8 protein-coding genes and 2 pseudogenes are annotated in these 10754 nt (G+C 69.4%); 2 read left to right on the top strand and 8 right to left on the bottom strand.

Translation table 11 applies throughout. From position 1 onward, the window contains the following. From AC1DYN_RS29745 to AC1DYN_RS29775, 7 genes and pseudogenes are all read right to left on the bottom strand, one after another. Window positions 1-606 (bottom strand): annotated as a pseudogene (locus AC1DYN_RS29745) (TIGR02270 family protein); the annotation flags it as partial. A gap of 18 nt (window positions 607-624) precedes the next feature. Next, complete coding sequence (locus tag AC1DYN_RS29750) at window positions 625-1572, bottom strand: hypothetical protein (RefSeq protein ID WP_477965921.1); 948 nt, start codon at window positions 1570-1572, stop codon at window positions 625-627. Between the two features lie 22 nt (window positions 1573-1594). Then, window positions 1595-2752: a PAAR-like domain-containing protein gene (locus AC1DYN_RS29755; protein WP_477965923.1), complete on the bottom strand. Its 1158-nt coding sequence runs from the start codon at window positions 2750-2752 to the stop codon at window positions 1595-1597. Continuing rightward, entirely contained in the window at window positions 2749-3768 is a 1020-nt protein-coding gene (locus AC1DYN_RS29760; protein WP_477965925.1) for a hypothetical protein, read from the bottom strand. The genes AC1DYN_RS29755 and AC1DYN_RS29760 overlap by 4 nt, the downstream gene beginning before the upstream one ends. Window positions 3769-3781: 13 nt before the next feature. Further along, entirely contained in the window at window positions 3782-4906 is a 1125-nt protein-coding gene (locus AC1DYN_RS29765; RefSeq protein WP_477965927.1) for a DUF2169 family type VI secretion system accessory protein, read from the bottom strand. Between the two features lie 19 nt (window positions 4907-4925). Then, window positions 4926-5495, bottom strand: coding sequence for a DUF6484 domain-containing protein (locus tag AC1DYN_RS29770; protein WP_477965929.1), 570 nt, complete (start codon window positions 5493-5495; stop codon window positions 4926-4928). A gap of 16 nt (window positions 5496-5511) precedes the next feature. Further along, entirely contained in the window at window positions 5512-7788 is a 2277-nt protein-coding gene (locus AC1DYN_RS29775) for a type VI secretion system Vgr family protein (protein WP_477965931.1), read from the bottom strand. Window positions 7789-8046: 258 nt separating this feature from the next. Here AC1DYN_RS29775 and AC1DYN_RS29780 point away from each other — a divergent pair, with 258 nt between their 5' ends. After that, on the top strand, window positions 8047-9306 hold the full coding sequence (locus AC1DYN_RS29780) for an acyltransferase family protein (RefSeq protein ID WP_477965933.1): 1260 nt from the start codon (window positions 8047-8049) through the stop codon (window positions 9304-9306). Next, entirely contained in the window at window positions 9303-10364 is a 1062-nt protein-coding gene (locus AC1DYN_RS29785; protein ID WP_477965935.1) for a cupin-like domain-containing protein, read from the top strand. Before AC1DYN_RS29780 ends, AC1DYN_RS29785 begins: the two co-directional genes overlap by 4 nt. 184 nt (window positions 10365-10548) lie before the next feature. On the opposite strand, the pseudogene AC1DYN_RS29790 reads toward AC1DYN_RS29785, so the two are convergent. After that, window positions 10549-10754: pseudogene (locus AC1DYN_RS29790) on the bottom strand (hypothetical protein); the annotation flags it as partial.

Genomic DNA, 10754 nt, shown 5'->3' on the forward strand with positions numbered 1-10754 from the left:
GCGCCGCAGCGCCGCACCGCTCGCGCGGCCCAGCAGGGCCAGGCAGGCGCCAAGCCGTTCGGTGCGGCCGAGCCGGCCGGCGGCGTCCAGCGCGGCCAGCGTGGCGGTCGATCCGGCCAGCGCTTGGTCGAGCAGCGCGCCGGGGTCGACCTGGTGCAACGCGCAGGCCGTGAGACCCAGGCCCTGCGCAAAGCCGTCGCTCGAATCGAGCAAGGCCTTCGTGATGCCGCGCAGCGCCGCCGCCGGCACCCAGCCGAAGGCCGACACCAGCCCGGCGCGCGCCGCCTCGTCGGTCTGCGCGATCGCCAGCAGGCGTTCGATCAAGGCCATGTCGCGGCGCTCGATGGCCAGCACGCCGGCCGCGAACAGCGCACCGCGACCCGGGGTCTCGAGCGCGGCCAGGCACAGCCGGGCGGCCGCATCGCCGGCCACCTGCAGGCCGTCGAGGTGGGCGGCCAGCCGGTCGTCGAGCCGGCGCAGCTGGTGCAGCTTGACGTGCGGGGCGCGCACCAGCACGGCCCGCGTGCCGCGCAGGGTGAGGGTGTCCTCGACGTGCTGCTGCACGACGACGGGGATCGGGGCACGGGGCGAGGTCGAGGTCTGCACGGGTGGTCTCACGCCTTCTCAGAGAAGCAAGGTCCATGCGACGCCGTCGCGCGAGAAAAACAGCTCCTTCGGCGCGCAGCCCACCACGAGGCCGAAACCGGTCGCGAGCTTGGCCGCCGGCACGACCTCGGGCGTGCCCATGGCGACCAGGTCGAGGACGCCGTTCTGCAGCCGGCGCAGCGAATGGCCGTCGGCCAGCAGCACGACACCCGGCAGGCCCACCGCCGCGGTGAAGTCGAGCCGCTCCGGTCCGGCATAGGGCTGCTCGGTCCAGCTGGCGCCGCCGGCGTTGCGCAGCACGATGCCGGCCTGGCCGGCTGCCACTTCGGCGCCGCCTTCCTCGATGAACACCGCGCTGAGCCCGACATTGGTCGACGATTCTTCCTTGACCCATGCATCGCGTGCGATCGGGCTGCGCCAGATCTCGCCGTTCATGCCGACCGCGACGAAGGCGTCGGCCGGCGTGCGTGCCACTGCGTTCAGTCCGCCCATGTCGTCGAGCAGCGCATCGAAGTCGATCTCGGCGCCCGGGGCCGTGCTGTCGAAGCCGCGTTCGAAGCGGCGCCAGCCGGCGCCATCGGCGATGTACGCATGGCGGTTCATGCCGAAGGCGAGCGTCGCGTCGCCGCTGGAGACGATGCCGCGCATCGGCCCCATCGCGCGGCCCTTCTCGAGCCACGATTCGGTCGCGTTGCCGGCGGCGATCGAACCGATCTGGCCGTCGCGGCCCAGCACCAGCAGCTCAGCCGCACCGCGCAGCGCGATGTCGACGCCATGCCAACGGAAGCGGCCGACGTCGGTCCAGCGCCCGCCCGTGTCGACCGTCAGCACCTGGCTCAGGTAGATGCCCTCGGCGGCCGCGGGCTGGTAGTGGCACAGCACGGCGATGCGGTCGGCGGCCATCGGGACCGCCTTCACGAGCATCAACTCGTCGAGGACGAACTGGCGGGCTTCGCTGTTGGACATGGATCGGTGGCTCTTGGCAGTGTCAGCTGGGAATCTTGGTGGCGCAGGCCTTCGCGAGCTTGCGCCAGAACTTGTCGACGACGCTCTCGCTTTCGCCGCTCGACCCGAACTTCGTCGTGTCGACCAGGTCTTCGTCGGCCACGCCGACGTCTTCCTGTTGATGGTAGGCGTCGATCTGGGCCTTCATGCACTTCTCCGAGCACGGCGGTGCATTGTCGGGGAAGGTTTCCTTGTGCGCCTTGACGCCGCCGGCACGCGCTTCCTTGTACTTCATCGCCTTGTCCGGCGTGCGCCCACCGACGTTCTGGCCGTTCGAGATCGCGGTCTCGACCTTGTCGATGAACAACCGCTCGGCCGAATCCTGCCGGTCGTGCATGTCGGGGTGGGTCTTGACCTCGGGCTCGAACGAGCTGCCGTCGTTGCGGTGCCACGACCAGCCTTCGACGCAGACGCAGGGGGCCTGGTCGCCGTCGTAGCCCGACACCGAGTGGAAGTGGTGCTTGGGCACGATGTGGTGCGGCGTCTGGCCCGGGCAGCAGCCGCCCTTGGACGGACCGCGCTTGTAGGGCACCAGCATGCAGCGCTTGGCCTTCACGCAGGGGTCGTTCTTGTAGCCGCTGTTCTTGGTCGAATCGCTGTCGATCTTCGGGCAGTCCTGCTGCGGCTTCTTTTCCTTGCAGTTCGGGCACTTCTCCTCGACCGCCGCGATCTCGTCGCCGCAGGCTTCGGCCATCTGGGCCGGCGACATGTCGTCCAGGTAGGGCCAGGTCGGCGAGTTGCCGGGCACGCTGCCGTGGTTGTGCGTGGTCAGGTCGAGGTTGCGCACCACGTTCTCGCCTTCGACCTTGACGTCCATCGACCAGGCGTTGAAATACACTTTGCCCATCTGCTTGGAGGTCACGACGCCCTTCTTCGGCGCCGAGCCGGCTTCGTCGCCGCTGCTCTTCTTGAAGTAGCTCTTGTTCTTCAGCATCACCTCCTGGCCGGAGATCTTGACGCTGGTGGAACCGTCGCTGGTGTCCGAGGCCAGGCCGGTGTTCGGGTACGGGATCGGCACGCCCGGCGGCGTGGCCGGCGTCAGCGGCGGCGTGAAGCAGACGTCGGGGAAGGCGCAGATGGCCTTGCCGGCGGCCTGCTTGCAGGACACCTCCATCATGTTGGCGAAGACCTGGTTGCTCATGCGGCTGTGGCGAAGTGAAGCACCGCGGCGGCACGCTGCCCGCCGTCGTTGCCCATGTGGGCGAGGATGTCGTGGCCGATCGCGTAGCCCTTGCGGCAGGCGTGGTCGCTCACCGCGAGCAGGGCCACGCCGGCGACCGCGCCGGTCTCGCCGGTCGACTCGGCCGGGTGCCAGATGTCGAAGGCGTCCTTGCGTACGCGCAGCGTGCGCGACAGCGCGAGCGCCGCTTCCTTGAAGTAGTACTGCTCGCCCGACACGTCGGTGATGCGGAAGTCCATCTCGTGCAGCTGGCGGCCGGCATCGGCCAGCGCCTGCCGCAGCGCGGCCGACAACCCGTCGCCGCGCAGCGGTTCGCCGGAATCGATGTGCGCCGCCTCGACCGCGAAGCCGAGGCCGGTGCAGCGCAGCTCGGGCTGCGCACCGGGACGGCCCAGCAGCAGCGCCGCGCCGGCCTCGCCGGGCATGAAGCCGTTCGAGTTGCGCTCGGTCAGCAGCCGATCGGCGCGCTCGTAGGCGCCCAGCGAGGGCCAGCTCAGCAGGCTGTCCGTGGCCGCGACGACGACGTGCGCGCTGCCGCCCTGCTGCAGCAGCCCGCGTGCCGCCGACAACGCAACCGCAGCGCTGACGCGCCCGTGCGCGACCACCGCCGAGCCGTCGGCGAAGCGCGCGCCGAGGTGCTGCTGGACGCGGTCGAACAGCGCGTCGTCGAGCCCGGCCGTGCGGCCCGGGCGCTCGCGCTCGGCCACGCACAGCAGCAGCGGGATCGCCGGCCACTGTTCGCGCGGCACGGCCTGCAGGCATTCCTCGATCGCCAGCGCGGCCATGCGCGCCAGCCGGTCGAGACCGCGCGCCGGCGGGTCCATCGGCACCTCGTGCGCGACGATCCACTCGCCCGACGAGTCCATGAAACGCGTGGCCACCGGGTTGGTCAGCTTGGCGCGGATCGCGGCGCAGGCCGCCGGCACGCCGAGGCCGACGCTGGTGACCAGCCCGGTGCCCTGGATGGCGATCGGCATCGCAGCCATCGGCTCAGCCCGCCCCGGCCGCTGCAGCGCGGTCCATCGGCACCATCACCACCGGCACCGGGAAGTTGGCCTTGTCGCGCAGCTGCCACCACTCGCGGCCCTTCTTGCCGACCAGCACCTGTGCGATCTCGAACATGTTCTTGCGCAGCGGCCGCGTGACGCGCCAGGTGAGGCTGAAGCGCTGCAGCTCCGGCTCGATCACGATGGTGTCCAGCGTGGCGCTGTAGTCCTCGCGGCCGCCGCGCTTCGGAAAGATGTGCACAGGCGCCAGCAGGTGCGGGATGGTGAAGCGCGTCAGGCCTTCGGGCGTCAGGTTGGCCAGCGCCACCTCGGTCGGGCCGCTGCCGAAGAAGCCGGGGGGCACCTGCTGGTCGGCCGGCGCGGCCTGGTAGTACTGCGGGTCGAAGTCGGGCGGCAGGAACGGGAAGTGGTGCTCCAGCCAGTCGTCGCCGTAGGTGCCGGCAAAGCGCGAGCGCGGCTCCCAGCCGCGGCCGAGCGGCCCGTACGACATCGGCTGGTAGTCGCTGTCGGGATCGCTGACGCTGCGGCCGATCTCCTCGGTCGCCGGCAGCGGCTTGCCGTCCACCCAGGCCTTCTTCAGATGCTTGTGGAAGCCGACGCCCACCGGGTTGGCCATGAAGGCGGCATGCTGGGCCGGGTCTTCGTGGGCCAGGTCGGCGCCGCCGTAGGCCACGTCGTACGAGATCGGCTGCGTGACGAAGGGCTGGGCCGGCGTCGCGCGCAGCGTGGCCAGGCCGCAGTCCCATTGGCGCGGCCCCACCACCGCGATGCGCTTGCTCCAATTGCCGATGCGGATGCCGGTTTCCACGCGCGTGGCCGGCCGCCCGTGCGGCGCGTGCGCGCTGCCGAGCAGCAGCACGTCGCAACGCGGCTTGTGCGGCGCGAAATCGACCTCGTGTACCGGAGCCGACACGCCCGGCTCGCCGGTGAAGGTGTCGGCCATCACCAGCGGCAGCTGCTCGTCGTGCAGCGCGAAATGCGTCGCAGGTTCGCCGGCGTGCGGGAAACGGAAGGTGCCCTTGATGACGACGACGAGCGATTCGCGTCCGCTCGGTTCGAGGCCCATGTTGTAGCCCGCCGTCATGCGGGTGGCGTTGATCAGCTCCATGTCGACTGCCGCGGCGGGCTCAGTTCAGTTGCACCGAGCCGCCCTTGATGCGGTTCACGCCGGTCGACCGGCTGGAGACGTAGCTGCCCTGGATCAGCACCTTGCCGGCTTCGGTCAGCGTGATGCTGGCCTTGCCGCAGCGCAGCACCAGTTCCTTCTTCGCGCTGACCAGCATGCGCTGGCCGTCGCTGTCCACCTGCACCTGGTCGGGCTTGTCGGCCAGCGGCCAGCCGGCGGCCGGGCGCAGCACGCCGGTCACGATCGGCAGCGCCGCATCGCCGTTCTCGAACATCAAGGTGACCTGGTGGCCGATGTGCGCACCGTGCAGGTCGAGCACGGCACGCGCGCGCAGTGCGGCCGTGCCGGGCTGGCCGGGGTACAGCACCAGCGGCGTCGCGCCGTCGTCGGTGATGGCGATCAGCTCGCCCACCAGCACCGACGGCAGCGGCTCGCTGCGCAGCACCGCGGGCCGGGCGTGCAGCAGCGGCTGCAGCGCATCGACCGGGTCGCCGACCGGCACGCCGGCCGCGGCTTCTTCGCGCGCGTGCGCATCCAGCAGTTGTTCGTCCAGCATGTCGCGACCGCTCATGGTGTGTTCCAGCTTCTCAGTTCTGCAGGATCTTCGAGCCCTTCATCACGATGTCGCTGCTGGCCTTGACGTTGATCTTGCCGGAGCCGTCGACCGTGATGTCCTTGCCCTTGATGGTGATGGTGCCGTCCTTCTTCATCGTGATGCTGGCGCTGCCGGTCTTGATGGTGATGGAATCGGCCACGTCGATGACGAGGTTCTTGCCCACCTTCAGCGAGTCGTCCTCGCCGACGCTGGTGGTGCGCGCCTTCGCGATCTGCGTGCCTTGCTTGCCGCCGACGCTCAGCGTGCGGTCGGAGCCGACGTCGATGCTCTGCTTGGTGCCCACCGACTTGGATTCGCTGGTGCCCACCGTCACCGAGCGCGTCACGCCGACGGCGATGGCCTGCAGGCCGCCGACGGTGATTTCCTGCGCCGCGCCGATCGCCACCGTCTCGTTGACGCCGACCGCGCGCGTGCGCTGAAGCGCCACCGTGCGCGTCTCGCTGGCGCCGACGGAGTGCGTGTGGTTCGCGCCGATGCTGACGGTCTCGTTGGCACCGACCGACTCGGTGCGGTTGACGCCGATGGTGATGGTCTCGTTCGAGCCCACCGACTCGGTGCGGTTGACCCCGATCGTGATGTTCTCGTTGTTGCCGACCGACTCGGTGCGGTCGACACCGACGGCGACGGTCTCGTTGTTGTTGATCGTCTTCTTGCGGTCGTGCTTGACGAGCTCGGTCTCGTCGTTGTCGATGGTCTTGGTGCGGTCGTGGCCGACCCACTTGGTCTCGTCGTTCTCGACCTCGGTGAGCTGGTCCTTCTCGGCGTGCAGCCACAGCTGCTCGGCGCCTTGCTTGTCCTCGAAGCGGATCGCGTTGGCGTTGCCGTAGCCGCCGCCCTTGGACGAGCGCGTCAGGATGCCCGACTGCGTCGCGTTGGCCGGCAGGTCCCAGGGCGGCATCTGCTCGGCGTTGTAGACGCGGCCGGTGATCAGCGGCTGGTCGGGGTCGCCCTCGAGGAAGCCGACCACCACCTCCTGGCCGATGCGCGGGATCGAGATGCCGCCGAAGTTCTTGCCGGCCCAGGGCGACGACACGCGCACCCAGCACGAGCTCTTCTCGTTCTGCTCGCCGTAGCGGTCCCAGTGGAACTGCACCTTCACGCGGCCGTACTTGTCGGTGAATATCTCCTCGCCGCCCGGGCCGACGACCACCGCGGTCTGCGGACCCTGCACGAAGGGCTTGGGCGTGGCGCGCAGCGGGCGGAACTGCTGCGCGCTCGGGATGACCGCGACGTCGCAGTCGAAGCGGGTGGCGCCGCCCGCTTCGTGCACGCCGAGGTGGGCGCGCACCGTCAGGGCCGTCACCAGGTACTCGATGTTCTGGTCGTCGCGCGGGTGCTTGGTCAGCTTGGTCGTGCTGCCCACCGCCAGGCCGAGCGCGTTCGACGAACCGTGCATTTGCTGGTAGCGCGCCTGGCGCTCGTCCATGCGGTTCTCGGCCCACTGCGATCCGTCGGCCTTCTGGACGTAGTCGCCCTGGAAGTCGAACTCTTCGTAGTCGGCCAGCTCATGCTTGCGCGTGTTGGCCGTCTCGACCTCGAGCGAGGTGGACGGGCGCTCGAAGTCGTAGCTCGTCAGCACCGTCTTGCCGGTGCGCACCGATTCGCTGAAGCCCCAGCTGCAGACGTATTCCTGGTCGGGCGGCGCGTTGGCCGGGTCTTCGATGTAGCGCAGCGATTCGCAGCCGGGCGCGGCGTCGTGCGCGCTTTGCGAATCGACCAGGATCAGCTTGTGCGCGCCGTCGGTGTGCTTGAAGTACCAGTAGATGCCCTCGTGCTCGAGCAGCCGGGCGACGAAGTTGAAGTCGCTCTCGCGGTACTGCACGCAGTAGGTGCGCGGCTGGTACGAGCGGAACAGCTTGGGCTCGAAGTTGGCGACGCCGTGGTCGCCGAACACCTTCTTGACGATGTCGGGCACCGACATGTCCTGGAAGATGCGGCAGTCGGTGGTGCGGGTCAGGAACCACAGCCAGGGCCGCACGGTGGCGCGGTAGCCGAAGTAGCGGCCGCTCTGGGCGCTCATGCCGAAGCGGGTGACGTAGCCGTTGAAGTGGCGCTTGCTGCCGTCCTGCAGCGTGACGTGCACCGTCATCGGCTTGCCCAGCAGGTCCTGCGGCTTCAGGTCGGGCTTCTCGCTCAGCAGCGACAGCTGCATCTCGCCCAGCGTGCTCAGGCCCGACGTCATGTTCATCGACTCGAAGAACAGGTCTTCGGGCGGCAGCGGCGATGTGAGGGTGATGGGATTGGCCATGGGTGCACTTGCGACGGAGTCGACAGCGCGCGGTGGCACGCCATGGCAGCCAGAGTAGGAAAACGGCACCCCCGGGTAAAGCGACGAAAGTCATGTGTTCCACCGGGCCGGCGACACCCCTGGTTACCACTGCGCCACCGCCCCGGGCCCTGGCCGCTTGCTGCCGCGCCGCGAGCCCACGTACCATTCGGCACGCAATGGAAGATGGCAGACGGGCGCCGGCGTGGACGCCCGCATCACAGCAGCGGAGGGATCTTCATGGCATTGCAAGGCGCGCAGCATGGCGCGCAACCCGCGGCGGATTCACCCGCAGACCACCTGCCGGCGCTCACCAGCCTGCGCTTCGTCGCCGCCTTCGCGGTGCTGGTGCTGCACTACCGCGACCTGCTCGGCCCGCTGCCCGACTGGGTGCTGCGCGGCATCATCGGCGGGCAGTACGGCGTCACCTTCTTCTTCATCCTCAGCGGCTTCATCCTGACCTTCCGCTACCACGCCTGGTTTGCCGACGGCGTCGGCGAGGGCCGCTTCTGGCGCTTCCAGCGCTACCGCTTCGCGCGCATCTACCCGGTGTACCTGGTGGGCCTGCTGCTGGACACGCCCTGGCACCTGCTGGAGCGTGCCCAGGCCGGGCAGCTGGCCGAGGTCGGCACCACCTGGTGGGCCTCCTGGCTGCTCAACCTGGTCGGCCTGCAGGCCTGGGTGCCGGCGGTGCCGTTCGCGATGTTCTGGAACACGCCGGCCTGGAGCGTCGCGGCCGAGTTCTTCTTCTATGCCACCTTCCCGTTCCTGTGCGCCTGGCTGATCCGGCGCCGGCTGTCGCTGCGCGGGCTGGCGGCCTGCCTGGGCGCCACCGTGCTGGGCGGCATTGCGCTCTATGCGGGCGTGATCTGGCTGCTCAACGTCGCCTGGCACGTCGAGGGCACCACGCAGTACATCGTGCTGGTCTACAACCCGCTGCTGCGCTACAGCGAGTTCGGGGCCGGCTGCCTGGCGGGGCTGGCTTTCCTGCAGCTGCGTGCGCGGCCCCCGGGTCGCCTGACGGACGCTTCGGTGCGCGGCCGGCGCTGGCGCGATGCGATCGTCGTGCTGTCGCTGGCGGCGGTGGCGCTGCGCATCTGGCTGCCCGACTACGTGGGCCCCGACATGTGGCGCTGGCTGCTCGACGTCGCGATGAAATACGGCGTCTTCATCGTGCCGTTCTGCGCGCTGATCCTGGCCGTGGCGTCGGGCCGCACCTGCCTGAGCTGGCTGCTCGAGCGGCCGTGGATGGTGCTGCTGGGCGAGGCAAGTTACGCGCTCTACATCATCCACTGGTCGGTGACCACCTTCCTGCGCATGGGGTACCTGGGCGATGCCGGCACGCCCGGCGTGCACCTGCTGTTCCTGCTCGGCACCGTGGCTGCCTCGGTGCTGTGCCACCGCTTCATTGAAGTGCCCTGGCGCGAGCGCCTGCGCGGCGCGGCGCCGGCCGCCCGCGAACCCGTCCATCTTCCTGCCACCAGCCCCGTCCTGCGATGAACACCACTGCTGCCCTGCGACCCGCACCGCGTCCCAACGAAGTTGCCGCCGGCCGTCCCGTCGACGACGGCTGGCTGCAATGGATCGCCGAGAACAGGTTGCGCAACTGCGCGCCCGATTCGATGCTGCAGACCATGGTGGCCGCCGGCCTGTCGCGCGCCGACAGCCAGGCGGCGATTTCGCGCATGGAGCAGAACCCGGTGTTCCTGGCGGCGCGCCGGCACCAGCAGCTGCTGCGCAAGCTGGAGTCGGTGGTGGCCAACCAGCAGAAGCTGTGGGAATCGTCGCCGTTCTACGACCGGGTCGAGAAGCGCAGCCACGTGTCGCGCGACGAGTTCATCGAGCGCTACGTGCGCGGCAGCCGCCCGCTGGTGCTGACCGAGGCGGCGCGCGACTGGCCGGCGCGCACGCGCTGGTCGCCGCAGGACCTGAAGGCGCGCTTCGGGCACCTCGACGTCGAGGTGCAGGCCGAGCGCAATGCCGACCCCAACTACGAGCAGAACAAGATGAACCACCGGCGCACGGTGCGCCTGTCCGAGTTCGTCGACCAGGTGGTGGGCGGGGGCGCCACCAACGACTACTACCTGACGGCCAACAACGAGGCGTTGCGCCGGCCCGATTTCGCGCCGCTGCTGCAGGACATCGGCACGCTGCCCGAGGTGTGCGACCGGTCGCAGCTGGCGCAGCGCTCGTCGTTCTGGTTCGGGCCGGCCGGCACCAAGACACCGCTGCACCACGACACGCTGATGCTGATGCACACGCAGATCGTCGGGCGCAAGCGCTGGCGCTTCATCTCGCCGATGCAGACGCCGCTGCTGTACAACTTCTTCCGCGTCTACAGCCCGATCGACCTGGACGCGCCGGACCTGGCGCGCTATCCGGATTTCGCGCAGGCGCGCGTGCTCGACGTGGTGGTGGAGCCGGGCGAGACGGTGTTCCTGCCGCTCGGCTGGTGGCACCAGGTGACGGCGCTGGACGTGAGCCTGTCCTTCTCGTACTCGAACCTGGCGATCCCGAACGAGTTCTCGTACACCAACGCCGAGATCCACAACTGGTGAAATAGGGCCCCCCAGTCGATGTAGGGCCCCCCAGTCGCTTCGCTCCTGCCCCCGAGGGGCGCCACGCCAGGGGCCTGGCAAAGCCAGTTCCCCGGCGCGTGGCTTGATGGGTCGCGTCGCCGCGCTTGCTCGGTCCCGGATTGGCATCCGGGCTACGAATACTGGGTAGGTTCTATGTCGAGCGTCAAGCCTTTCCGACGAGCTGAGGGTTGAAGGGCTGATTGGAGCGCCAGACGGAGAAGGCGATGCGAAGGAGCTTGCGAGCGACGACGCAATAGGCCTGGATCTTGGACATGCCGCGGGCGAGGAGCTTGTCGCGGATGGCCTTGAAGACGGGGGAGCGGCAGGCGGTCATGGCGGCGCAGTAGATGAGCCGGCGCTCCTCGGCGT

It is taken from the genome of Rhizobacter sp. P2_D12 (assembly GCF_056404395.1).

Bases quoted from the DNA above. Each gene is read 5' to 3' on its own strand.
- AC1DYN_RS29750 (WP_477965921.1), bottom strand. From the start codon at position 1,572: ATGTCCAACAGCGAAGCCCGCCAGTTCGTCCTCGACGAGTTGATGCTC.
- AC1DYN_RS29755 (WP_477965923.1), bottom strand. From the start codon at position 2,752: ATGAGCAACCAGGTCTTCGCCAACATGATGGAGGTGTCCTGCAAGCAG.
- AC1DYN_RS29760 (WP_477965925.1), bottom strand. From the start codon at position 3,768: ATGCCGATCGCCATCCAGGGCACCGGGCTGGTCACCAGCGTCGGCCTC.
- AC1DYN_RS29765 (WP_477965927.1), bottom strand. From the start codon at position 4,906: ATGGAGCTGATCAACGCCACCCGCATGACGGCGGGCTACAACATGGGC.
- AC1DYN_RS29770 (WP_477965929.1), bottom strand. From the start codon at position 5,495: ATGAGCGGTCGCGACATGCTGGACGAACAACTGCTGGATGCGCACGCG.
- AC1DYN_RS29775 (WP_477965931.1), bottom strand. From the start codon at position 7,788: ATGGCCAATCCCATCACCCTCACATCGCCGCTGCCGCCCGAAGACCTG.
- AC1DYN_RS29780 (WP_477965933.1), top strand. From the start codon at position 8,047: ATGGCATTGCAAGGCGCGCAGCATGGCGCGCAACCCGCGGCGGATTCA.
- AC1DYN_RS29785 (WP_477965935.1), top strand. From the start codon at position 9,303: ATGAACACCACTGCTGCCCTGCGACCCGCACCGCGTCCCAACGAAGTT.